Genomic DNA, 24,252 nt, shown 5'->3' with positions numbered 1-24,252 from the left:
ACCCTATTTTCCGCTTCCGGCTGCTGATAGAATCTGTAGTCAGACCCACGCAGTTGCTTGTAGGACGGTATTTTTCTGTTAGTTTTGCCGCCCCTACCCGCCCGGTCGCGTAGTACAACGGATAGTATAGGAGTCTCCGAAGCTCTTGATCCAGGTTCGATTCCTGGCGCGACCACCATAAATGCCCTCTACACTGCGTAGAGGGCATTTTTATTGGGGTTTAGGACGAACAAAGCGCTTTAGGCAATGCCCTTTGACTTAAGCTGATGCCAGCCTCGTTTAATCCCCCCTTTTTTTACGGAGTATGTTCATAAGACACGCTGGTGAGATACCAGAAAGTAAGGCAGAAATTTGTTTTAAACAAGCGTTTAAAACAAGATGATAAAGATTCTATTTTCTGCTATATTTAGATACTGTTGGCCTTATCCTCTAGAAATCTAACCATTACCCAGCTTCCTCAGCCCATGAAAAACGCCGCTGCCCCGATGGATACCAGCACGGAAGAGCGCATTAAAGTGGCGGCGCGCAAGGTGTTTCTGCGCAAAGGCTACGCCGCCACCCGGGTGCGCGACATTGCCGAGGAGGCAGGCATTAACCTGGCCCTGCTCAACTACTACTTCCGCAGCAAAGAAAAGCTGTTTGATCTGGTGATGCTGGAAAAGCTGCAGCAGTTTGCCGGCTCCCTGCACCAGATTATGCTCCATGAAACTACCACGCTGCAGGAAAAGGTGGAGCAGATTTCGGCCTTCTACATTGACCTGCTGCTGGCCCAGCCGGAGCTGCCCTTGTTCATTTTCAGCGAGTTGAAAGCCAACCCGCAGAAGCTTTCCGAAACCATGGGCGCCAAAAAGGTGCTGCTGCAGTCGCGGTTTGCGGTACAGCTGCGGGAAGAGCTGGGCACACACCAAAATCAGACTCATCCCCTTCAGCTGCTGATGAGCCTGCTGGGCATGGCGGTGTTTCCTTTTATTGCGCGACCGGTATTTCAGCTGGTGAGTGAGCAGGACAACGCCCACTTTGCGGCCCTGATGCAGGAGCGGAAGCGCCTGCTCCCGCTATGGTTTGATGCCCTCCTGAAAACGAGCTGAAGCTTTTTTAACCACTCGTTAAACAAGTTTTTAAAATAGGCTTTCAAGCCTTCCCTCCATGAAAAACTTAGTAATGCTGCTGGGCTGGGCAGTTTGGGTGGCGTTGGGTCTGACCGTTATTTCCTGCCAGGAAAAAGGGCCTGATTTCGATGCTTCCGGCAATTTCGAAGCGGATGAAGTTATCGTATCAGCCCAGCAGACTGGCCAGATTCTGGCATTTACCGTGCAGGAAGGCGACGTGCTGCCAGCCGGCACCACCGTGGGGCAGATTGACGTAACCACCGCGCGGCTCCAGCAGGAGCAAACACAGGCTTCCATGGAGGCCTTGCGCGAGCAAACCAGCAGCGCCGCCCCGCAGGTGGAGCTAACGCGCCGCCAGCTTGCCGTGCAGCAGGCCCAGCTAAAGCAGCTGTACCGGGAGCGCACCCGCACGCAGGGCCTGGTGCGGGCCGATGTATGGCCCCGCAAGCAGCTGGACGATATAAATGCCCAGATTACGCAGGCCGAGCGGCAGCTGGCCGTTACGCGCCAGCAGATACAGGTGGCCGAGAGCAACACGGCCACGCAAAACCGCGCCGTGCTCAGCCACCGGGCGGCCCTGTCTAAAACGGAGGCGCAGTTTGAAGAGCAGGTGCGCAAAGGCCGGATTATGAACCCCGTTACCGGCACAGTGCTCACCAAATACGCTTTTGCCGGCGAAATGGCAACCATTGGCAAGCCCCTGTACCGCATTGCCAACACCGATACGCTCACGCTGCGCGCCTACATCACGGGCACCCAGCTGCCTCAGGTGAAGCTGGGGCAACCCGTTACGGTGCGAATTGATAATGGCAAGGACCAGTTCAAAACCTATCCGGGCACGATAACCTGGATTTCCAGCAAGGCAGAGTTCACGCCCAAAACCATTCAGACCAAGGATGAGCGGGCCAATCTGGTGTACGCCCTGAACGTGCGCGTGAAGAATGACGGCTACCTCAAGATTGGCATGTACGGGGAGGTGCTGCTGAAGAAATCAGCCGAAGAATAACCCAGCCAAAAAGCCGCCTAAGAAAGCGGAAACCCACTTAACCGCCACCCATGGTCACGCTGCAGAACATCACAAAAACCTACGAAAAAGGTACGGTGCGGGCCGTGGAGGACGTGTCGTTTGCGGTGCAGCCGGGGGAGTTGTTTGGGCTGATTGGGCCCGATGGAGCCGGCAAAACCAGCCTGTTTCGGATTCTGACCACGCTGCTGCTGGCGGACTCCGGCACGGCCACTGTGGATGGCCACGACGTGCGCCGCGACTACCGGGCCATCCGCAACACGGTGGGTTACATGCCGGGTAAATTCTCCCTCTATCAGGATCTGACGGTGGAGGAAAACCTGACCTTTTTCGCCACGCTGTTCGATACCACCATTGCAACCAACTATGGCCTGATTAAAGATATTTACGAGCAGATTGAGCCGTTTAAAAACCGGCGCGCGGGCAAGCTTTCCGGGGGCATGAAGCAGAAGCTGGCCTTGTGCTGCGCCCTCATTCACCGGCCCACCGTGCTGTTTCTGGATGAGCCCACCACCGGCGTGGATGCCGTATCGCGCAAGGAATTCTGGGAGATGCTGGGGCGGCTCCGGCAGCAGGGCATCACCATTCTGGTTTCCACGCCCTACATGGATGAAGCCACGCGCTGTGAGCGAATTGCGCTGATGCAGGCCGGCCACCTTCTTTCCGTAGATACGCCCGATAATATTATTAAAGCCTACCCCGGCCCGCTCTACGCGGTGAAGGCCACCGCCACCCACCGCCTGTTGCAGGATTTGCGGGCCTCGGCGCTGGTGCGCAGCAGCTATGCGTTTGGCGAGTACGTGCACGTAACGTTCCGGCAGGAGAAGCCCGACAACGAGGCCGCCCTCCACCGCTACCTGCTGGCTAAACAGCACACCAACCTCGAAATCAAACCCATTATGCCCACTATCGAAGACCGGTTTATTGACCTGATGACTACCCACCCCGCCAGCTCCAATGGAACCGCAGCCCGCTAACGTCATTTCCTGCCGCGAGCTGACCAAACAGTTCGGCGACTTTGTGGCCGTGGACCGGATTACGTTTGACGTGGCGGCGGGCGAGATTTTTGGGTTTCTGGGGGCCAACGGCGCCGGCAAAACTACCGCCATGCGCATGCTCTGCGGCCTCTCCTACCCCACGGCGGGCCAGGCTACGGTGGCGGGCTTTGATGTGTACCGGCAGCAGGAAAAAATAAAGCAGAACATTGGCTACATGAGCCAGAAATTCTCGCTTTATGAGGACCTTACCATCCTGGAAAACATTGAGTTTTTTGGCGGTATCTATGGCTTATCCAATCAGCAGCTGAAGGCCAAAAGCGAGGCGCTGATTACTACTCTGGGCTTGGAGCGGGAAGCCCGAAAGCTGGTAGGCAGTCTGCCGCTGGGCTGGAAGCAGAAGCTGGCCTTTTCGGTAGCCATTCTGCACGACCCGAAAATCGTGTTTCTGGATGAGCCCACCGGCGGCGTGGACCCGGTAACCCGCCGCCAGTTCTGGGACCTGATTTACGAAGCTGCCGACCGGGGCCTCACCATTTTCGTGACCACCCACTACATGGATGAGGCCGAGTACTGCCACCGCGTCTCCATTATGGTAGACGGCCGCGTGGAAGCCCTGGACTCGCCCACCAACCTGAAGCAGCGCTACCACGCCACTACCATGGACGACGTGTTTTACCAGCTGGCCCGCGGCGCCCAGCGGAGCGAGTAACCCCACGGTTTTCCCATGAAACAGCTGCTCGTTTTTATCCGCAAGGAGTTCTACCACGTCTTCCGCGACCGGCGCACGTTGCTGCTGCTTTTTGGGCTGCCCACAGCGCAGATTCTGCTTTTTGGCTTTGCCTTGAGCAGTGAGGTAAAGAACATCAAGCTGGCCGTGGTGGATTTCGCCCATGATCCGGCTTCGCAACAGATTACCAGCAGGCTGCGGGCCAGCCCCTACTTCCAAGTGCAGGAGCTGGCGCTGAGCTACGCGGAAATGGAAACGGCTTTCCGGCAAAGCCGCATCAAAGCCGCGCTGGTATTTCCGGCCCATTTCCAGGCCGATTTGCTGCACACCGGCCGCAACCAGCTGCAAATAGTGGCCGACGCCTCGGACCCCAATACGGCCATTACCATTACCCACTACCTCACCAGTATGGTAGGCGAGTATCAGCAGGAGCTAAACCAGGCGGCCGGGGCGCTGCCCTACCAGATTGTGCCCCAAACACGTATGCTGTACAACCCCGACCTGAACGGCTCGCTCAACTTTGTGCCGGGCGTGCTGGCCCTGGTGCTCATGATTGTGTGCACTACGCTTACCTCCGTGGCCATTGTGCGCGAAAAGGAGCTGGGCACCATGGAGGTGCTGCTGGTGTCGCCGTTCCGGCCGCTGCTGGTGCTCATTGCCAAGGCCGTGCCCTATTTGGTGCTGTCCCTGCTCGATTTCACCCTGATTCTGCTGCTGTCGGTGTACGTGCTGAAGGTGCCCATTCAGGGGAGTCTGGCGCTGCTGTACCTGGTCAGCACGGTGTTTATTGTGGCGTGCCTGGCTTTGGGGCTGCTGATTTCCAATGTTACCAGCTCGCAGCGCGTGGCCATGCTGCTTTCCATGATGGGCATGATGCTGCCCACGCTGCTGTTCACGGGCTTCCTGTTTCCGCTGGAAAACCTGCCTGGCCCGCTGCGCCTCATTCCCAACTTCATACCCTCGCACTGGTACTACCTCATCGTGAAGGCCGTGATGCTGAAGGGGCTGGGAGTGGCGGCAGTTTGGCGGGAAACGCTGACTTTGCTGGGCATGGCGGCGGTGCTGCTGGCCATTAGTCTGCGCAACTTTAAGATTCGGCTGGCATGAGAATTCTGCTCTTTCTGCTGCGCAAGGAGTTCCGGCAGATTTTCCGCGACAAAAGCATCCTGGCCATGATTTTCTTCATGCCCACCATGCAGCTCATCATTCTGCCGCAGGCCGCCAACTACGATGTGAAAAACATCAACCTGGCCATCGTCGATAACGACCACAGCAGCTACTCGCGCCAGCTCATTTCCAAAATCGGCTCGTCGGGCTACTTCCGGCTGGTGGGGCCCAGCCGCTCCTACCGGCAGGGCCTGCAGCTGGTGGAGGAAAGCAAGGCCGACATTGTGCTGGAAATTCCGCCCCACTTCGAGCGCAGCCTCGTGCGCGAAGGCAGTGAGCAGCTTTTTCTGGCCGTAGATGCCATCAACGGCACCCGCGCCAGCCTGGGCGGCGCCTACCTCACCCGCATCATTGCCGACTTCAACCAGGCCGTGCGCCTGGAGTGGCAGGGCAGCACCCCGCCTGCATCCGCCGCGCTTATCGACGTGACGACCATCAACTGGTACAATCCGCTGGCGGAGTACCACGTGTTTATGGTGCCGGCCATTCTGGTGCTGCTGCTCACGCTGGTGGGTGGGTTTCTCACAGCCCTGAACATTGTGCGCGAGAAGGAAATCGGCACCATTGAGCAGATTAACGTGTCGCCCATTAAGAAGTGGCAGTTCATTCTGGGCAAGCTGATTCCGTTCTGGGTGCTGGGTATGCTGGTATTCACTATTGGGCTGGGGGTGGCCCGGGGCCTCTACGGCATTGTGCCGGTGGGCAGCCTGGTGGCGCTCTACGTCTTCGCGGCCGTGTATATGGTGGCCGTGCTGGGCTTTGGCCTGCTGATTTCGACGTACAGCGACAACCAGCTGCAGGCCATGTTCGTGGCCTTTTTCTTCATTATGATTTTCATTCTGATGAGCGGCCTGTTCACGTCCATCGACAGCATGCCCGACTGGGCCCGCTACATTGCCTACTTCAACCCCGTCACGCACTTTATTGAGGTAATGCGGATGATAGTATTGAAAGGCAGCGGCCTGCAGGACGTAGCTCCCCAGCTGGGCTACGAAGCCCTTTTTGCCGTGGTGCTGAATGGCTGGGCCATTCTGAACTACCGCAAAACCACCTGAGGCCACCCACACCGCCATGCACGCCCCGGCCCGGTACCCCAGCTGGCTACTCTGCAAAGTATCCGATATATTTGGTTAGTGTTATTCCCCTACGTCCTGCTTATTCCCCTTTTCCAGCGGTTTTGCCGCGCTCTTGCCCTGCTGCTGGGGTTGCTGCTGTTGCTGCCGGGCTGCAGCCAGCCCGCTAAAAAGCCTGCCTACCGCATCGGGTTTTCCCAATGCAGCACGGCCGGGCCCTGGCGGCAGGATATGCTGGCCGGTATGGAGCGGGAGCTGAGCTTCCACCCCGAAGTGGAGCTGCGCATGCTGGACGCGCACGACAATAGCCAGCGCCAGCAGCAGGAAATCCGGGAATTGCTGCGCGGCGGCATTGATCTGCTGATTGTTTCGCCCTACGAATCGGGCCCGGTGACGCCGGCCGTGGAAGAGGCATTTAACCAGGGAGTGCCGGTGGTGCTGCTGGACCGCCGCACGGCCTCGCCCCGCTATACCGCCTACGTGGGCGGCGACAACCTGGAAGTGGGCCAGACAGCCGCCCGCTATGCCGCCCGCCTGCTCAACCAGCGCGGCCAGGTGGTAGAAGTGCTGGGCACGCCCGGTTCTTCGGCTACTTCTGAGCGGCACCAGGGTTTTGTGCAGGCGCTGGCGGCCTACCCCAACATGCCGCTGATAGGCCAGGTTACCGGCAACTGGCAGGAAAAAACCCTGAAACCGGCGCTGACCAAACTGCTGCAGGCGCACCCGGAAGTGTCGCTCATTTTTGCTCACAATGATGCCATGGGGCGCGGCGCCCACGAGGTTTGCGAGCAGCTGGGCATTGCCAAAAGGGTAAAAGTGATTGGGGTCGATGGCATGTCAGGCCCCGGCGAAGGCATTGACCTGGTGCAGCGCGGCGTGCTGGATGCCTCTGTGTTGTATTCGCCGGGCGGCGAGGAAGCTATTCGCACGGCCCTGAAAATCCTGAACAAGCAACCGTTCAAGCGGGAAAACACGCTGGGCACCATCGTCATCGACTCCACCAACGTGCGAACGATGCAGCAGCAGACCGATAAAATGGTGAGTCAGCAGCGGGATATTGAGCGGCAGCAGAACCTGCTGCGCACCCTGCGCGCCACGTTTTCCAGCCAGCAAACCGTGCTCTACAGCCTGGCGGCGGCCCTGCTGGTTGCGGCGGCGCTGGGTGCGTTGGCCTGGCAGTCGGCCCGCAAGAACCGGCAGATTAACCGCCAGCTGGCTGCGCAGAATGCCGAAATTGATGCCATCAACCATCAGCTCATTAGCCAGAACGAAGAAATCAGCAGCCAGCGCAACCAGCTGGAGGCCATGGCAGAAAAGGCCCGCACCGATACGGAGGCCAAGCTGCGCTTTTTCACCAACTTCTCCCACGAGCTGCGCACCCCGCTTACGCTCATTCTGGGGCCGGTGGAAGAGCTGCTCACCCACGGCCCCAACCTGAACTCGGCCCAGCGCCACGACCTGGGCCTGGTGCGCCGCAACACCCAGCGCCTGCTGCAGCTGGTGAATCAGCTGCTGGATTTCCGGAAAATTGAAGTGGGCAAGATGGCCGTGCGCGCTACGGAGGGCAACCTGGTAGCTTTTGTGCGGGAGATTGTGGATGCCTTTGAGAAACCCGCCCGCCTGCGCGGGGTAAACCTGCGCTTTCTGGCCGCCGAGCCCGTGCTAACTGGCTGGTTCGATGGCAACATTCTGGATAAGGTGTTTTTCAACCTGCTCAGCAACGCGCTGAAATTCACCCCGGATAATGGGCAGATTACTATCAGCCTGCAGGCCGTGGAAGCAGGGCGCGCGCTGCAGGTAAGCGTGGAGGACACCGGGCGGGGCATTCCGGAGCAGGAGAAGGCCCACATTTTTGAATGGTTTTACCAGGGCGACCAGGGAGCCGTGGCGAAAGGCTCGGGTATGGGCCTGGCGCTGGCTCAGGGGCTCACGCGCCTGCATCAGGGCCAACTCACGTTCAGCAGTCAGCCGGGCCAGGGCAGCACGTTTTTGGTTACGCTGCCCCGCGAGCTGCCAGAGGCGCTACGCTCGGCCACCCCTGCCGAGCCCGTGGTGCTTGCCCTGGACGAGCCCGAAATAATGCCGGCCGAAACGCCCGCCGATGCGCCCCCCGGTGCAGATCGGGAAACACTGGTTTTGGTGATTGAGGATAATGCCGAGGTCAACGACTTTCTGGCCCGCAAGCTGCAGACCGATTTCCGGGTGCAGACCGCCACTGATGGCCACACCGGCTTCCGGATGGCCACCGACCTGATTCCGGACCTGATTGTGTGCGACGTGATGATGCCCGGCCTGAGCGGCTTGGAGGTGGTGGCTAAGCTTAAGGCCGACTGGCGCACCTCGCATATCCCGGTGATTCTACTCACGGCCCGCAATGCCCCCGAGCAGCAGGTGGAAGGTGTGCAGGCCGGCGCTGACCTCTATCTGACCAAGCCCTTCCACCCTACCTTCCTGCTGGAGAGTGTGCGCACCCTGCTGGCCAACCGAACCCGCCAGCGCGAGCATTACCGGCGCGAGTTGTCCGTGGATACGACCACCGTGGCGGGGGCTAACCCGGACCAGAAATTCCTGGCCGACCTCACCGCCATTATAGAAGCTAACCTCACCCGCTCCGACCTGAGCGTGGAACATGTGGCCCATAGCCTGGGCATTTCGCGCATGCAGCTCTACCGCAAAGTGAAAGCGCTGCTCGGCACTGGCGTCACGGACTTCATCCAAAGCATCCGCCTGACCAAGGCCCGCGAGTTGCTGCTCGATGACACACTCACCGTTACCGATGTGGCTTATGAGCTGGGCTTCTCCTCGCCTTCCTACTTCTCCACCAGCTTTAAAGCGCGCTACCAGATTTCTCCTTCCGAGTTCCGGACCCTGCACATCATTCCCAAACACTGAAACATTCTCAAAAGTGATGTTATAAAATTGAAACCGAGCCGGTAACAGGCTCGGTTTTTTTGATTATATAGTACTGTAATTCAAATACATATATTTATTCAGCTCTTGAACGGATTTTGAAAGAAATGAGCAATTGGTAAGCCGGCGGGTAGTGGATATTTGTTGCCAACCACTACCGCAATGCTTACGCCGCTCCCCATCGTATGCTTCGGAGAAATGCTCTGGGATATGCTGCCTACCGGCAAGCAGCCCGGTGGCGCGCCCTTCAATGTTGCCGTGCATATGCACCAGCTGGGTGTGCCCGTACAGCTCATCAGCCGGGTAGGCGACGACGAGCTGGGTGCCGAGCTGCTGGCTTTCAGCGCCCGCAAAGGCCTCGATAATCACCTGGTGCAGCGCAGCGCTACTCACCTCACAAGCGTGGTGAAAGCCAACATAAATCAGCGCCAGGAGGTATCGTTCAAAATTCTGAAGTCGGTGGCCTGGGACTATATCCAGCACACCGACGAGCTGCGCACGGCCGTGGCCAACTCCCACGGGCTGGTGTTTGGCTCCTTGGCCGCCCGCAGCCTGACTACCCGCGAAACCCTGTACCGCCTGCTGCAGGTGGCGCCTTTCAAGGTGTTTGATGTGAATTTGCGCCCGCCGCACTACTCGCGTGAGGTGGTGAAATACCTGCTCCGCCAGGCCGACTTAGTGAAGCTGAATGAGCCGGAGCTTACCGAAATTATGAGTTGGCTGGGCCAGCCATCTACTGATCTGGCCACGGCCCTGCCCTGGTTGGTCGGGCGCTTCGGCCTGCAGGCTGTGTGTGTTACGCGCGGGGCCGCCGGTGCCGCCCTCTGGACCGATAACCAGCTGTTTACCTGCCCTGGCTTTCTGGTGCCCGTGCAGGATACCATTGGCTGCGGCGACGCTTTTCTGGCGGCGCTGCTGGCCGGCCGGCTGACGAGCCTGCCGCCGGCCACTTACCTGCGCCGGGCCTGCGCAGCCGGTGCGCTGGTAGCCATGCACCAGGGAGCCATGCCGCCCCTCTCCCCCGCCGATATCGATGCCCTTACTTCTTCCACTCTTACCTGACGCCTGTATGTCCGCCCCCGGCAACGGCTAGTTGGCTGCCCAACCATCCGTTCCTTCTCCCACAACTTTTCTTCTCCCCTTACTTAACCCCATTCCCATGCCGTTTCCTGTACCATTTCCCCACGGCTCCTGGCCCCTTACCAAGCGGCTGCTGACGCCTGCTTTAAGTGGCCTGTTATTCACCAGCATAGCGCTGGCGCCTTTTGGGGCCGAAGCCCGCGCCACCGTTGCGGCCGCGTATTCGCCCACTTATCTGGAAGCGCTGCGCAACCCGGCCGTAGCCGGCGGCACCGTTACGGGCCGCATTGTTGACGCCACAGGCTCGGCCCTGCCCGGCGTTACGGTAGTAGTAGCCGGCACTTCGCTGGGCAGCTCTACTGATACCAATGGGTTCTTTACCATTGCCAACGTACCGGCCGGCGCCCAAACGCTGGTTATTTCCTCCATTGGCTATACCACGGTGCGAATTCCGGTTTCTGTGGTAGAAGGGCAGTCCACGGAAGTACCAAGCACTACCCTGGCGGAGAATACGCAGGCCCTGAGCGAAGTAGTGGTAGTGGGCTACGGCACCCAGACCCGCAAAGAGCTGACCACGGCCGTTTCGTCGGTAGGTGCGCAGCAGATTGAGCGCCAGACGGTAGCCGGTTTCGACCAGGCCCTGCAGGGCCAGACGCCGGGTGTGCAGGTAACCTCGCCCAGCGGCGCGCCGGGTGCCGGCATCAACGTGCGCATCCGCGGCAACTCCTCGGTTAGCCTGAACAACAACCCGCTGTATGTTATTGACGGGGTGCCCATTCTGCCGACCTACGACCGGGAGCTGGGCGGCTTGAACAACCAGCCCCCTAACCCGCTGAACGCCCTTAACCCCGCCGACATCGAAAGCATTGACGTGCTGAAAGACGGGGCCGCCGCCGCCATTTACGGGGTGCGCGCCTCCAACGGCGTGGTAGTAATTACCACCAAGAAAGGCAAAGCCGGCAAGGGCCAGGTGGGCTTTAGCGCCTACTACGGCCAGCAGCAGCTGCGCAAGAAAATTGACGTGCTGGATGCCCGCCAGTTTGCGGAGTATTACAACGAAGCCCGCGTGAATGCCGGCCAGGCACCAGCCTTTACCGACCTGAACACTCTGCCCGCCAACACCGACTGGCAGGACGAGGTATACCGCACGGCCGCCATTCAGAACTACCAGCTCAACATGAGCGGCGGCTCCGATAAAACCCGCTACTACCTCTCGGGTGGGTACTTTAAGCAGGACGGTATTTTCCGCAACTCCGGCTTCGACCGCTACAGCGTGCGCCTGAACCTGGACCAGGATGTGAGCACCCGCTTCCGGGTGGGTACCAACCTGAATCTGAGCCGCACCAACAACAACGGCGCCGTGCGCTCTGAGCGCGGCATCGGCAACGGCGGCACCGTAATGGGCGCCCTGGCGCAGATTCCCACGGTGCCCGTGTACAACCCCGATGGCACCTACGGCACCAACCCCTACCGCAACTTCGACAACCCAGTAGGCAACCTGCAGGAAACGAACAACAAGGCGGTTATCTACCAGGGCATCGGTAACGTGTTCGGCGAGCTGGACCTGCTGCCTAACCTGCGCCTGCGCTCTTCATTGGGTATTGATTTCCGCTCGCAGCTCGAAAACGAGTACATCACCCGCGAGTATCCCGGCAACCGGCAAACGGCCAACCCCGACCCCGCCACGCTGGGCCAGGCCCGCACCGGCACCGTGCAGCAGACCATCTGGCTGAACGAAAACACGCTGACCTATAACCCTTCCCTGGGCGAGAAGCACAACCTGACGCTGCTGGCCGGCCAGTCGGTGCAGGAGTCTAACCGGTTTACGTCCAACGCCCGCGCCACGGGCTTCCCCTCTAATGCCGTACCGTACCTGTACGCCGGCACGGCCAACCGCTCGGTGAGCAGCTATGAGTCGGAATGGGGCCTGTTCAGCGTGTTTGGCCGCGCTATCTACAACTTTGAGGACCGGTACCTGGCCACCTTCAGCCTGCGCGCCGACGGTTCCAGCCGCTTTGCGCCCAACAAGCGCTTCGGCTACTTCCCGGCCATGGCCCTGGGCTGGCGCGTGACCAAGGAAAGCTTCTTCCCGCAGGTAGATGCTATTTCTGAGCTGAAGCTGCGCGCCAGCTACGGCGAGAACGGCAACCAGGAAATCGGCGACTATGCCCGTTACAGCACCTACGGCTCGGGCTTCGGCTACCAGGGCGCGGGCAGCATCTCGGGCGGCATTGCACCCGAGCGTATTGGGAATAATGATGTGAGCTGGGAGCGTACCAAGCAAACCAACCTGGGTTTAGACCTGGGCCTGCTGCAGGACCGCCTCACCTTGAATGCCGACGTGTACCGCAAGCGCAGCACCGACCTGCTGTTTGAAGTGCCGCTGCCACTGAGCTCCGGGGCGCAAACGCTGTCCATCATCCAGAACCTGGGCGAGGTAGACAATAAAGGCGTGGAGCTGGGTTTATCGACTATAAACGTGAAGGCTGAGGGCGGCTTTGGGTGGACTACCAACCTGAACTTCACGCTGAACCGCAGCGAAGTAAGAAACATTGGCACCGTGCGTAATGAGCAGGGCGAGGAAAGCAACCGCGAAATCATTGGCGACTACAGCATTGTGCGCGCTGGCTTGCCGCTGGGTTCTTTCTACGGCCTGAAGGTGGATGGCATTTTCCAGACGGATGCGGAAGCGCAGGCCCTGGATGGCAATGCCCACGCCGGCGACATCCGCTTTAAGGACCTGAACGGCGACGGCCAGATCAACGGCCTAGACCGTACGGTTATCGGCAATGCCAACCCCAAATCCATTGCCGGGGTTACCAACACCTTCACCTACAAAGGGCTGGAGCTGAGCGCCTTCTTCCAGGGCTCTTTCGGCAACGACATCTACAACGAAACCCGCCGCACCACGGAGGGCATGGATGAGGCCCTGAACCAGACCACCCGCGTGCTGAACCGCTGGACGCCCACCAACACCAATACCGATGTGCCGCGCGCCATTCTGGGCGACCCCGCCAAGAACAACCGGGTTTCCGACCGCTTCATCGAAGATGGCTCCTACGTGCGCCTCAAAAACCTGACGCTGGCCTATGGCCTGCCCATGAGCGTGCTGCAGAAAACCGGCATCAGCGGCATTCGCGTGTATGTAACCGGCCAGAACCTGATTACCTGGACCGACTACTCCGGCTACGACCCCGAGGTGAGTGCCGACCCCTTCTCCAGCACCGGCTTTGGCCGCGACCTGGGCGTGTATCCGCAGGCGCGCACCTACACCGTAGGCCTGAACGCTACCTTTTAACTGACCCCATCCATGAAAAAAATACTGATTCCCATTCTGGCCGGGGTACTGCTGACCGCCGGTTGCAACGTGCTGGATAAAGAGCCTTTGCCCAGCATCACCTCCGCCAACTTCTTCAAGAATACCGATGACGCCGAGGCCGGCCTGACCGCCGCCTACGACGCCCTGCAGCAGGAAGGCACCTACGGCCTGGACCTGATTGCGGTTGGCGAAATGCCCTCGGACAACGCCACCAGCACCAACGGTGACGTAACCGACCTGGACCGCTTTACCTGGGCCCCCACCACCAAGCAGGTGCGCACGGTGTACACGGCGGCCTACATTGGCATCAACCGCGCCAATGCGGTGCTGAAGTATGTGCCGGCCATTACCATGCCCGAGGAGCGCAAAAATGAGATTCTGGGCGAGGCCCGCTTCCTGCGCGCCCTGCACTACTTTAACCTGGTGCGCTTGTACGGCGGCGTGCCGCTGCGCCTGGAGCCCACCGAAACCGGTGACCCGGCCGTGCTGAACCTTAGCCGCTCTACCCCGGACCAGGTGTATCAGCAGATTGTAGCTGACCTGACCGAAGCCGCCAACCTGGCCCCCACGGGCGATGCTACTGACCGCAGCCGCGCCACCAAAGGCTCGGCCAATGGGCTGCTGGCCCGCGTGCAGCTCACGCAGCGCAACTGGTCAGCGGCCGCGGCGGCCGCTGATAAGGTAGTAAGCAGTGGCCTTTATAGCCTGGCCTCTACCCCCAAGAGCCTGTACCCGGCGGAGAACAAGCCGGAATCAGTGTTTGAGGTGCAGTTTGCGGGTTCCGATGACGGGGGCAACATCTTCCCCGATGTGGCCCTGCCCGCGCCGCCCGCTACGTATTCGTTTCCCAAGTTCAACATCCCTACTGCGGAGCTGATTCAGGCCGCCGATACGGTGAAGGACCTGCGCTGGAAGTTTGTGGGCGTAGTGCCCGGCGGCCGCGACCATGTGAGCTACATTGATGGGGGCAAAGGCACCGGCAACGACGATGGCCCCTTCGTGTACAAGTGGCCCGGCAACCCCAACGGCTTCAACTCCCCCGATAACACCTACGTGCTGCGCCTGGCCGACGTGCTGCTGATGCAGGCCGAAGCCGCCAACGAGCAGGGCGACATTGCCGGTGCGCTGGGGCCGCTGAACAAGGTGCGGGAGCGCGCCGGCCTGACGGCTCTTACAGTCGCCTCGCCGCAGGCTGCCACCGAAGCCACGCTGCGCACGGAAATAGATTTGCAGCGCCGCCTGGAGCTGGCCTTTGAGGGCGAGCGGTGGTTTGATTTGCTGCGCTATGCCCGCCACGAAATGGCCCAGCCCAGCGTGAACCACCCGGTAGATGCCCTCAACCTGATTGAGGAAAAGCTGGCCCGCCGCGACGAGAACTACCTGCTGCTGCCCATTCCGCAGCAGGAAACCAACAACAACCCCAACATTCAGCAGAACCCGGGTTACTAAAAGTGCGGGCGGCACTATCACGCCGCCCGCCTGATTTCCGCTGCCGGGACTTTCTGCACCCCGGCGGCGCGAAGCCGGGGCCGGTTTCGGGTAAGGGAAAGATGAAACCGGCCCTTGCGCTTTGCTTTTTACACCGGCATTTTCGCCTCTGATTTTTTTGATCTGGTATGCTTTCTTCTTTTCGATCTTCTTTACCATTCGCCTTGCTGGTTAGCCTGGCGCTGAGCTCCGGCTGCCAGCGGCCGCCGCAGCCGGGCTCCACTACCGGTACGCCCGTGGCCATTCCGGCCGGCACGGCTGCTTTCTGGCTTACCAATGCGGATAAATCGGTGCTGTTCCAGGCCCAGACGCCGCTGGTAGCCAGCACTAGCCAGGCCACCGGCGCTGTTATTGAGGTAGATGACAGCCAGACGTTTCAGACCATTGATGGCTTTGGCTACTGCCTCACGGGGGCAGCGCCCAGCTGCTGCACGCCATGGCGCCGGCCGCCCGCGCGGCCCTGCTGCAGGAGCTGTTCGGCACCGAGGGCAACCACATCGGCGTAAGCTATCTGCGCCTGAGCATTGGGGCTTCTGACCTCGATGCCCAGGTTTTCAGCTACGACGACCTGCCCGCGGGCCAGACGGACCCCACGCTCAGCAAGTTCAGCCTGGCCCCCGACCGCGAGCATCTGATTCCGGTGCTCAAGGAAATTCTGGCCATCAACCCCACCATCAAGCTGCTTGGCTCGCCCTGGTCGCCGCCGCCGTGGATGAAAACCAATGGCAACTCCAAGGGCGGCTCTTTGAAGCCCGAGTTTTATGATGCCTACGCCCGGTATTTCGTGAAATACATTCAGGGAATGCAGGCCGAGGGCATTCGGATAGATGCCATTACCATTCAGAATGAGCCCCTGCACCCGGGCAACAACCCCAGCCTGCTGATGCTGCCGGAGCAGCAGGGCGAGTTTGTGAAAAAGCACCTCGGCCCCACCTTTAAAGCTGAAAAGCTCGACACGAAAATCATTATCTACGACCACAACGCCGACCGCCCCGACTACCCTATTTCCATCCTGAACGACCCCGAAGCCAAGCAGTATATCGATGGCTCGGCGTTTCACCTGTACGCCGGCCCCATTGAGGCGCTGAGCAAAGTACACACTGCCCACCCCGATAAAAACGTATATTTCACGGAGCAGTGGATTGGCGCCCCCGGCAACTTCCCCGGCGACCTGAACTGGCACGTGAAAACCCTGATTGTGGGTGCCACGCGCAACTGGTCCCGCACCGTACTGGAGTGGAACCTGGCCGCCGACCCCCAGCAGAACCCGCACACGCCCGGCGGCTGCACCGAGTGCCTGGGCGCCGTGACGCTCTCCGGCGACCAGGTGACGCGCAACCCGGCGTACTACATTATTGCCCACGCGTCTAAATTTGCCCGGCCGGGCTCTGTGCGGGTTGCCTCTACAGCCTCCGTAACGCTGCCCAACGTAGCCTTTAAAACTCCGGCAGGCCAAAAGGTGTTGGTGGTGCTGAATGATAGCCAGTCCGCCCAGTTTTTCACCATTCGCCACAGCGGGCAGCAATTTACCTCCAGCCTCAAACCCGGGGCCGCAGGTACCTATGTGTGGTAAAATCCTCTTGTGCAGATCTATTTTTTTATGACGAACAAGCTCCTTTCTCTTCTGCTGCTCTCGGCCTCCATCGGCCTCAGCCCTGCCCTGGCACAGAAAACCAGTAAGCCTACTACCCCAAAACCCGCCACCCAGAAAACCAGCAAAGCGGCCGGTAAGGTCAGCGCGTTTTCCGTGGCGGGCAAAAAAGCCCAGGTGTTTACCACGGCCGCAAACACCGAGCTGCGCCTTTCCGCCGCCGGCGACCTGGCCTTTCAGCCGGCCCCGCAGCCGCTGGAAACCCAGCTGTGCGTGTTCGTAGACCCCCAGCACACTTTCCAGACGATGCTGGGTATTGGAGCCGCCATGACGGATGCCTCGGCCGAAACCTTTGCCAAACTGCCCAAAGCGGCCCAGCAGGAGTTTATGCAGGCCTACTTCAGCCCTACCAAGGGCATTGGCTACACCCTGGCCCGCACGCCCATCAACAGCACCGATTTTTCCAGCGGCAGCTATACCTACATAGCCGATAAGGATACTGAGCTGAAAACCTTCAGCGTGAAGCACGATGAGCAGTTCCGGATTCCCTTCATCAAGCAGGCCATGGCCGCGGCCGGTGGCAAGCTTACGATGTACGTGAGCCCCTGGAGCCCGCCCGCCTGGATGAAGGATAATAACGATATGCTGCACGGCGGCAAGCTGCTGCCCCAGTACCGCCAGCCCTGGGCCAACTACTACATCAAGTTCATTAAGGAGTACGAAAAGCAGGGCATTCCCATCTGGGGCCTCACGGTGCAGAACGAAACCATGGCCAAGCAGATCTGGGAGTCCTGCCTGTACACGGCTGAGGAAGAGCGCGACTTTATTAAGGAATACCTGGGGCCAACGCTGCACAAAGCAGGCATGAAGGACAAGAAGCTCATTGCCTGGGACCACAACCGCGACCTAGTATACCAGCGCGCCAGCACTATTCTGGATGACCCCAAAGCGGCTCAGTACGTGTGGGGCATTGGCTACCACTGGTACGAAACCTGGACCGGCGCCGGCATGAACTTCGAGAACCTGCGCCGGGTGCACGAAACCTTCCCCAACACCAACCTGATTTTCACAGAAGGCTGCGTGGAGAAGTTTAGCCTGGACCAGGTGAACGACTGGCGCCTGGGCGAGAAGTACGGCATGTCGATGATTAACGACTTCAACAGCGGCACCGTGGGCTGGACGGACTGGAATATTCTGCTGGATGAGAAGGGCGGCCCCAACCACGTGGGCAACTTCTGCTTTGCGCCCATTCATGGCGATACGCGCAGCGGCAAGCTACTGTACACCAACAGCTACTATTACATCGGGCACTTCTCCCGGTTCATCCGGCCCGGCGCTAAGCGCATCATCAGCTCCAGCAGCCGCGACGTACTCAGCACCACCGCCTACCGCAACCCCGATGGCAGCGTGGCCGTGGTGGTAATGAACGGCACTGATACCAAACAGGATTTCCAGCTGCGGCTGCAGGGCCAGGCCGCCTCGGCCGTGAGTTTGCCGCACTCCATCCAGACGTTTGTAATTCAGTAAGTCAATCGAAATCTTCATGCCATGAAAGCAGTCCTCCCGTCTGGTTTTGCGAACCGCATGTTGCTGGCGGGCGGGCTGCTGGCCGGGGCATTGCTGGGGGCCATGCCGGCCTTTGCCCAGCAACCCGCCCAGGATGAATGGCACCGCCAGGAAGAAGACCGGCTGCACAACGACTGGGCCTTTCTGAAACGCTATGCGGCCGCCAATCAGCAGCTGCCCGCCCCTATCCCCGGTGTGCCCCGCGTGGTGCTGCTGGGCAACTCTATTACGGAAGGCTGGCCAACCGCCGATTCGGCCTTTTTCGCCCGCCGCCAGCCTTACGAGTTCATTGGGCGCGGCATTGGCGGCCAGACCTCGGGGCAAATGCTGCTGCGCTTCCGGCAGGACGTGGTAGCCCTGCGCCCGGCCGTGGTAGTTATTCTGGCGGGCACCAACGACGTAGCCGAAAACCGCGGCCCCTACAGCCCAACGTCCACCATGGACAACATTATGTCGATGGTGGAGCTGGCCCGGGCTCAGGGTATTCGGGTAGTGCTGTGCTCCGTGCCGCCCGCCTATGATTTCCCCTGGCGGCCCAACCTGCAGCCAGCGCCCAAAATTGTGGCCCTGAATCAGTTGATAGAAGCCTACGCCACCAAAAACCGCCTGGTGTACCTGAACTACCACACCGCCCTGGCTGATGAGCGCCAGGGGCTGAAGCAGGAATATGGCCAGGATGGCGTGCACCCCACGCTACCCGGCTACCGGGTAATGGAGCCGCTCCTGCAGCAGGCCATAGCGGCTGCTTTAAAACGCAAATAGCTCTCTGACCCGGATTTTTCTTCCGTCAGTTCTACACTTTCTTGATTCGGCAATAGATAAAAATAGTCAGCCGCCGTAAAGGGCACTGACTATTTTTTGTTGATCTGTTGCCATGATGGTTAGTCGACCCACGCGTATCTATTTTGAAAACCTGGTAGGAAGTCTGCTGGAACACCCTGATGGCTACGCTATAGTACAGTACAACGCGGGCAAGCGCACCCTCAGCGACCTGCAGGCCTTTCTGACCCATGCCAGCCAGTTGCTGCACACCCGCAACTGGAACCGCCTGCTGGCCGATCAAACGGCCATGGCGCCGTTCACGGACGAAGAAAGGGACTGGGTAAAAAAATACTGGCTGGCCCGCAACGACCGGCCCATGTTTGGGGCCATTGTGCTGCCGGAAGATGTATTTGCCCGCTTATCGGTTAATAATCTGGTGAGTGAAGCCGAGTCGGCGGCCTTAACCTACCGCGTGTTTGATAACACGATTGATGCGGCCGCCTGGCTGCATACGCAGGCCTAGCGCCCTGCCTACAGGCGGCTTTGCACCATGCGGTACCACTTCTGCTCGCCGGCCTGGGTTTCTTCAAACATCTTATTGTAGGCAGCAGCTTTATCGGCCGTAAACATTTTCTGGAGCAGGTGCTCGATGTCATAGTCCTGGCCGGGCATCACGGGGTCCATGATGAAAACATACTCATAGGTGCCGTCTTTTTCCGGCCGCCCGGAGTACAGCACGCGGGTATGCCGGAATATCTGCTGCTCCGCCAGCGGCAGCTTTTTGGCCGCCGGCCAGAACACCTCATTCACAAACCGTTCAAACTGAGTCCGCTTATCGGGCTTCACCGAGTTTACGATAACCCACACGGAGTCGCCGGGGGCGGCCGGCGTGCGGGGTTCCTGCTGTTGCTGGGCCACCGCCGCAGAGGTCAGAAACAGGCTCAGAAGCAGGACAAAGGGCAGGGTTTTTAGAGAATAAGGCATAGCTCAACTATAAAGGGGTGAGAAAAGGGTACTGTAAATCAGTGCCCCTAATATTATATCATTTTATTGATAATTATTATTACTTTTAACAAAAATCCTATAAAAAACAGCTTCCTGCCGGTCAGAAGCGGGCATAGAATGTAGCCGCAATTCTATAAATCCGGTTCTCAGGGCAGGGCCGTATAGCGGTAGTTAGTGTCTCACTCAACCTTTTTCTAAAAGCCATGATCAAGCAACTGTTTTCTACCTGCGCTCTGGCGCTTGCCTTAAGCGTGTGCACGGCCCCCGTAGTGCGGGCCCAGACGGAAACCAAGTCGGACAATGAAAAGACGAAGACCAAAGAGGGGGATGCCATGATGAAGACCAAAGTGCAGGACGACGGCAAAACCAAGATGAAAGGCAAGTCGGGCAAGGGCGACAAAATGAAGTCGAAGGCCAAGCCCATGGATGGCTCTATGGGCGGTACCACCGGCGGCATGGAAATGGGCAGCCCCGCCATGGGCACCGGCATGGATAATGCTACCTCCGGCAACGCGGCCGGCGTGATGGTGGGCGGTGCCATGATGATGCCCAATAAGGACATTGTGATGAATGCCTCCGCCTCCAATGAGCACTCCACGCTGGTAGCGGCCGTGAAAGCCGCCGACCTGGTTTCCACGCTGCAGGGCCCCGGCCCATTCACCGTATTTGCCCCCACCAACGCCGCTTTTGATAAGCTGCCCGCCGGCACCGTAAATACCTTGCTTATGCCCGCCAACAAAGAAAAGCTGAGCACCATTCTCACCTACCACGTAGTGCCCGGCCGCCTGATGGCCGCCGACCTGAAAGACGGGCAGGTACTGACCACCGTAGAAGGCGAAACCCTGACCGTGCACCGCAACGGGGATATGGTCATGATTCATGATGCCAAAGGCGGCATGGCCAACGTCACCATCCCGAACGTGGTTTCCAGCAATGGCGTGACCCACGTAGTGGATACCGTGCTGATGCCGACTCGCTAAGCCTGACTGCAAGACATAAAAAAGCCCGCGGCGCTCTGCTGCCGCGGGCTTTTTTATGTCTTTTGATGGAGGATTACGCCAATATATCGGCGTACTCCTCGTGGTGTTTGTGCAGGTAGGCCTGCATAAAAGAGCAGCTGGCCGTTACGCGCAGCTGGTTGGCCCGCGCGTACTGCAGGGCTTCCTGAGCCAGGCAGTCGGCTATTTTCTGGCCCCGCAGCTCTTCATCCACAAAGGTGTGGGTAAAGTCGATGACCTGCGCGGCGGGCAGGCTGTAGGCCAGTTCGGCGTTGCAGCCATTTACCAGGGCAGTGAATTCCTGGTCTTCCTGGTTGTGCTGAATTGGAGGGTTGGGGTGCGGCATAAGCGTAAAATAAAGGCATGGGGCGGCCGGGAAAGCGCCGCTCCGGGTTATACGCCTGGTTCGGGATTTTGGCGAAGCGTAGCCACAAGCCCGCCGGTTTACGTATGGCTTAAGCAAGGGCGCTTGCCGCCCTGTGTTTGTCCATCTCTACTCCAAGTTTGTATTCCCATGCACATCAACCCCAACGACGGCAGCAACGACAATCCGGACGAGTTCAGCGAATTCCGCAAGGACCGCCAGCCCGATAATATTCGTAAAGGAACCAATGCGCCGGAGCAGTCTACTACCGGCGTAGCCGGCCAGAGCGCCACCGTACCCAATACCTCCGCCACCACGCCCACCTACGGCGAGTTTGGCGCCCCTGAGCAGGCATTGCCGGCTGAGGGCGTACCCGGCGGCGTAGCTGCCCCCTCTACCCCGGCGCCGGAGCAGCGCGGCAGCGCCCCGCAAAACCTGGCTACCGGTGAGGTGAAAGCCGCGCACAACGCAGAAAGCGCGGAGCGCCGCGAGTCCTACAAAGAGGACGACCCGCGCTACGGCAGCGGCACCCGCAACTGGGAAACCCGGGAGCCCGCCAACCGCAGCAATGGCTCCGAGGACGAGCCCAGTCGCCTGGACCAGAACGTGTAATTAATTCTCTCTCCTCCCTATTCCCATGGCCACATCCAAGAACACCGCCGCCGACGATGCCGCCGGCAAAGGTAAAATGACACCCGAGCAGCAGCGCCACCACGACGAGCTGTATAACTACAAGCGCGACGAGGAAGGCACCCTGGACACTTCCGATATGCTGGACGCCGCCACTTCCGGCCAGCCCGATACCCCCACCACCGGCCCCGACCCGGAGGAAAGCCAGGTAGACGAGCTGCGCGACCCGGGCTTCAACAACCCCATCGACGACAACAACCGATAAACCCGAATTTTTCGTTTCCAAAAACCCGCTCTGTGCTATACAAAGCGGGTTTTTTGTTTTTACCGTAATATTTATTTTATCGAATACTTGACATTGGCTTTCCTTATGACGTATGTTTACGTCATACTTCACAAGCCACCCATGACCTACGCCAAACTCACCGGATTTACTGAAGGCCAGCAGCAGCTGGCCCGCCTGGCCAAGGCCCTGGCGCACCCGGCGCGGGTAGCCATTATCGAGCTGCTGGCCGCCCGCCAAACCTGTATTTCCGGCGACATTGCCGCCGAGCTTCCGCTTAGCCGCACCACCGTTTCCCAGCATCTGCAGGAGCTGAAAGCCGTGGGCCTGATTAAGGGCGACATTGATGGCCTGACGGTGTGCTACTGCCTGAATACCGAGCTGTTTCAGGAAGTGCAGCAGCAGTTTGCCGCCTTTTTCCAGGTAGCGGCCTCCCCTGCTGCTGCCTGCTCCCCCACCGGCTGCGCCTGCTGATTTCCAGCCGCTTTCTTCCCTCCTTTTCCCTTCTTTCTTCCATCCCCTCGCTACCCTTTCTGACTATGAAAACTACCCCTTTCCCCCGCATGCACGTGTCGTTGTACGTTTCCAACCTCACGGCCACCGTCAACTTCTACACGGCTTTCTTTGGGCAGCCCGCCACCAAGATTAAGCCGGGCTACGCCAAGTATATACTGGAGCAGCCTTCCCTCATCATCTCCTTCGTAGAAAACCCCCAGCGGGTGCAGAGCCACTTCGGGCACCTGGGCTTTCAGGTAGAAACCGTGGCAGAGCTGGAGCACCGCCTGGCCGTGGCCCGCGAGGCTGGCCTGGTAAACCGCGAAGAAGTAGGCACCAGCTGCTGCTACGCCAAGCAGGATAAATTTTGGGTAAACGACCCCGACGGCGTGGAGTGGGAAGTGTACTACTTCCACGAAGACGCCGAGTTTAACGACCCACGCTACCAGGCCGAGTACGACCAGGCCAGCGAAAGCACACAGTGCTGCATTGCGCCCGCGGCAAAGCAGGCCGTTGCGGAGGAAGTGCTGACCACTGCGCCCATGGCCTTTACCATCACGCCCGAGCCCGTGGCCGCCAGCGCCTGCTCCACCAGCTGCGGCTGCGCCTAACATTTGGTTTGCTGCTGATGATTTTCCGATAAGGTCGCGGGCGTTTTTCAAGCGCCCGCGGCTTTAGTTTCTCTTCTATCCTTATGCTGATCAAATCCCTTATCGAAGCGCACTGGCCGGCTGGCCAGGCTATTTACCAGGCTGGCATGGATACCGGCAATGCCACCTTTACCACCCAGGCGCCCGCCTGGGCCGATTGGGATGCCGGCCACCTGCAGCATAGCCGCCTGGCAGCCTTGTTCGATGATGGGCAGGTGCTGGCCTGGGCGGCGCTGTCGCCGGTATCAGGCAGGTGCGTGTATGGGGGCGTGGCTGAGGTTAGCATTTATGTGGCCGATGAAGCCCGCGGGCAAGGGGTGGGCCGTCAGCTGCTGCGCGCACTCATCCAGGAATCGGAGAAAAACGGCATCTGGACGCTACAGGCGGGCATTTTTCGGGAGAACAACGCCAGCCTGCGCCTGCACGAGTCGGTGGGGTTCCGGACAGTGGGCTACCGGGAGCGGATTGGCCAGCTGCACGGCGTGTGGCGGGATACGGTGCTCATGGAACGGCGCAGCCAGGTGGTGGGAGTTGCTGCTTCTGCTTTAGCTGCTTCGCAGAGTGAATAAACCAACAACCGACGTTGCTCGCTGCTCCTCCCATGTCTGCTACTGATACCCTCGATTACATTCGTCAGCATAACCTGATCGGCATTCGGGCCGGGCAGGACCGAGCTACTTTCCTCTCTATCTGGATGGTGGTGGTAAACAACCGGATTTTTACCCGCTCCTGGGGACTGGCCGAGAAAAGCTGGTTTAACACGTTTCTGGAAAACCCGACCGGGGCCATTCGCTGCGGCGAGGAGGTGGTCCCCGTGCGGGCCGTAGTACCACCTGATTTAGCCCACCTAAACGAGCGGATTAGCCAGGCTTACCTGGCCAAGTACGATGCCGGCGCCAACTCCCCCTACGCCCAGGGTATTACCCAACCCCAGCACGTGGCCCGCACCCTGGAGCTGGTAGTGCTTCCTGCGGCCTCCCCGGCTTCTTCGGTTAACTGATTTTTTTCTTTCC

At 59.5% G+C, this 24,252-nt stretch carries 22 protein-coding genes, 1 tRNA gene and 1 pseudogene; 22 read left to right on the top strand and 2 right to left on the bottom strand.

Annotated features, from left to right (window positions below; translation table 11 throughout):
* The first annotated feature begins 103 nt into the window (after positions 1 to 103).
* The 15 genes and pseudogenes from PK28_RS07280 (at position 104) to PK28_RS18935 (ending at position 19,337) form a co-directional block, all read left to right on the top strand.
* Positions 104 to 178: transfer RNA gene (locus PK28_RS07280), tRNA-Arg, on the top strand.
* Positions 179 to 464: 286 nt separating this feature from the next.
* Positions 465 to 1,088, top strand: a complete 624-nt coding sequence (locus tag PK28_RS07275) for a TetR/AcrR family transcriptional regulator (RefSeq protein ID WP_044512899.1) — start codon at positions 465 to 467, stop codon at positions 1,086 to 1,088.
* A gap of 58 nt (positions 1,089 to 1,146) precedes the next feature.
* Positions 1,147 to 2,115 carry an HlyD family secretion protein gene (locus PK28_RS07270; protein WP_044512896.1) on the top strand — a complete coding sequence of 323 codons (969 nt, stop codon included), beginning with the start codon at positions 1,147 to 1,149 and terminating at the stop codon, positions 2,113 to 2,115.
* 50 nt (positions 2,116 to 2,165) lie between these two features.
* Positions 2,166 to 3,110: an ABC transporter ATP-binding protein gene (locus PK28_RS07265; RefSeq protein WP_044512894.1), complete on the top strand. Its 945-nt coding sequence runs from the start codon at positions 2,166 to 2,168 to the stop codon at positions 3,108 to 3,110.
* The gene (locus PK28_RS07260; protein ID WP_082017006.1) at positions 3,091 to 3,840 is read left to right on the top strand and encodes an ABC transporter ATP-binding protein; all 750 of its coding nucleotides are present in this window, start codon (positions 3,091 to 3,093) and stop codon (positions 3,838 to 3,840) included. The genes PK28_RS07265 and PK28_RS07260 overlap by 20 nt, the downstream gene beginning before the upstream one ends.
* A gap of 15 nt (positions 3,841 to 3,855) precedes the next feature.
* Positions 3,856 to 4,965 (top strand): ABC transporter permease, encoded by a 1,110-nt coding sequence (locus PK28_RS07255; protein WP_044512892.1) that lies wholly within the window; start codon positions 3,856 to 3,858, stop codon positions 4,963 to 4,965.
* Complete coding sequence (locus tag PK28_RS07250; RefSeq protein ID WP_044512889.1) at positions 4,962 to 6,080, top strand: ABC transporter permease; 1,119 nt, start codon at positions 4,962 to 4,964, stop codon at positions 6,078 to 6,080. Before PK28_RS07255 ends, PK28_RS07250 begins: the two co-directional genes overlap by 4 nt.
* 78 nt (positions 6,081 to 6,158) lie before the next feature.
* Complete coding sequence (locus PK28_RS07245; RefSeq protein ID WP_048825719.1) at positions 6,159 to 8,990, top strand: substrate-binding domain-containing protein; 2,832 nt, start codon at positions 6,159 to 6,161, stop codon at positions 8,988 to 8,990.
* A gap of 180 nt (positions 8,991 to 9,170) precedes the next feature.
* Positions 9,171 to 10,070, top strand: a complete 900-nt coding sequence (locus tag PK28_RS07240) for a carbohydrate kinase family protein (protein ID WP_231576234.1) — start codon at positions 9,171 to 9,173, stop codon at positions 10,068 to 10,070.
* Positions 10,071 to 10,167: 97 nt separating this feature from the next.
* The gene (locus tag PK28_RS07235) at positions 10,168 to 13,386 is read left to right on the top strand and encodes a SusC/RagA family TonB-linked outer membrane protein (protein ID WP_048825717.1); all 3,219 of its coding nucleotides are present in this window, start codon (positions 10,168 to 10,170) and stop codon (positions 13,384 to 13,386) included.
* 12 nt (positions 13,387 to 13,398) lie between these two features.
* A complete protein-coding gene (locus PK28_RS07230) occupies positions 13,399 to 14,856 on the top strand; it encodes a RagB/SusD family nutrient uptake outer membrane protein (protein ID WP_044512884.1) in 1,458 nt (485 codons plus the stop codon).
* Between the two features lie 167 nt (positions 14,857 to 15,023).
* Positions 15,024 to 16,468 (top strand): annotated as a pseudogene (locus tag PK28_RS07225) (glycoside hydrolase family 30 protein).
* Between the two features lie 27 nt (positions 16,469 to 16,495).
* A complete protein-coding gene (locus PK28_RS07220) occupies positions 16,496 to 18,013 on the top strand; it encodes a glycoside hydrolase family 30 protein (RefSeq protein ID WP_044516519.1) in 1,518 nt (505 codons plus the stop codon).
* A gap of 21 nt (positions 18,014 to 18,034) precedes the next feature.
* The gene (locus PK28_RS07215; protein ID WP_044512881.1) at positions 18,035 to 18,814 is read left to right on the top strand and encodes an SGNH/GDSL hydrolase family protein; all 780 of its coding nucleotides are present in this window, start codon (positions 18,035 to 18,037) and stop codon (positions 18,812 to 18,814) included.
* A 112-nt stretch (positions 18,815 to 18,926) separates the two neighbouring features.
* Positions 18,927 to 19,337, top strand: a complete 411-nt coding sequence (locus tag PK28_RS18935) for a hypothetical protein (protein ID WP_048825716.1) — start codon at positions 18,927 to 18,929, stop codon at positions 19,335 to 19,337.
* Between the two features lie 8 nt (positions 19,338 to 19,345).
* On the opposite strand, the gene PK28_RS07205 is transcribed toward PK28_RS18935, so the two are convergent.
* Complete coding sequence (locus PK28_RS07205; RefSeq protein WP_052430535.1) at positions 19,346 to 19,798, bottom strand: hypothetical protein; 453 nt, start codon at positions 19,796 to 19,798, stop codon at positions 19,346 to 19,348.
* A gap of 224 nt (positions 19,799 to 20,022) precedes the next feature.
* Here PK28_RS07205 and PK28_RS07200 point away from each other — a divergent pair, with 224 nt between their 5' ends.
* Complete coding sequence (locus PK28_RS07200) at positions 20,023 to 20,799, top strand: fasciclin domain-containing protein (protein ID WP_082017005.1); 777 nt, start codon at positions 20,023 to 20,025, stop codon at positions 20,797 to 20,799.
* 73 nt (positions 20,800 to 20,872) lie between these two features.
* Here the strand turns inward: PK28_RS07200 and PK28_RS07195 are convergent, their stop codons facing one another.
* Positions 20,873 to 21,163 carry a GNAT family N-acetyltransferase gene (locus PK28_RS07195; protein WP_044512878.1) on the bottom strand — a complete coding sequence of 97 codons (291 nt, stop codon included), beginning with the start codon at positions 21,161 to 21,163 and terminating at the stop codon, positions 20,873 to 20,875.
* 168 nt (positions 21,164 to 21,331) lie between these two features.
* Between PK28_RS07195 and PK28_RS07190 the strand changes: the two genes are divergently transcribed.
* The 6 genes from PK28_RS07190 (at position 21,332) to PK28_RS07165 (ending at position 24,239) form a co-directional block, all read left to right on the top strand.
* Positions 21,332 to 21,793, top strand: coding sequence for a hypothetical protein (locus PK28_RS07190; RefSeq protein ID WP_044512876.1), 462 nt, complete (start codon positions 21,332 to 21,334; stop codon positions 21,791 to 21,793).
* A gap of 25 nt (positions 21,794 to 21,818) precedes the next feature.
* Positions 21,819 to 22,076 carry a hypothetical protein gene (locus PK28_RS07185; RefSeq protein WP_044512874.1) on the top strand — a complete coding sequence of 86 codons (258 nt, stop codon included), beginning with the start codon at positions 21,819 to 21,821 and terminating at the stop codon, positions 22,074 to 22,076.
* A gap of 141 nt (positions 22,077 to 22,217) precedes the next feature.
* Positions 22,218 to 22,568 (top strand): ArsR/SmtB family transcription factor, encoded by a 351-nt coding sequence (locus PK28_RS07180; protein WP_044512871.1) that lies wholly within the window; start codon positions 22,218 to 22,220, stop codon positions 22,566 to 22,568.
* Positions 22,569 to 22,633: 65 nt separating this feature from the next.
* Complete coding sequence (locus PK28_RS07175) at positions 22,634 to 23,200, top strand: ArsI/CadI family heavy metal resistance metalloenzyme (protein ID WP_048825714.1); 567 nt, start codon at positions 22,634 to 22,636, stop codon at positions 23,198 to 23,200.
* 83 nt (positions 23,201 to 23,283) lie between these two features.
* Complete coding sequence (locus PK28_RS07170) at positions 23,284 to 23,808, top strand: GNAT family N-acetyltransferase (protein ID WP_044512869.1); 525 nt, start codon at positions 23,284 to 23,286, stop codon at positions 23,806 to 23,808.
* A gap of 32 nt (positions 23,809 to 23,840) precedes the next feature.
* On the top strand, positions 23,841 to 24,239 hold the full coding sequence (locus PK28_RS07165; RefSeq protein WP_044512866.1) for a DUF2255 family protein: 399 nt from the start codon (positions 23,841 to 23,843) through the stop codon (positions 24,237 to 24,239).
* The last annotated feature ends 13 nt before the right edge of the window (positions 24,240 to 24,252 follow it).

Origin of the sequence: Hymenobacter sp. DG25B, assembly GCF_000801315.1 — a bacterium.
Classification (GTDB): domain Bacteria; phylum Bacteroidota; class Bacteroidia; order Cytophagales; family Hymenobacteraceae; genus Hymenobacter.
Note: the sequence above shows the minus strand (reverse complement) of the source record. Positions and strands in the feature narration are given on the sequence as shown.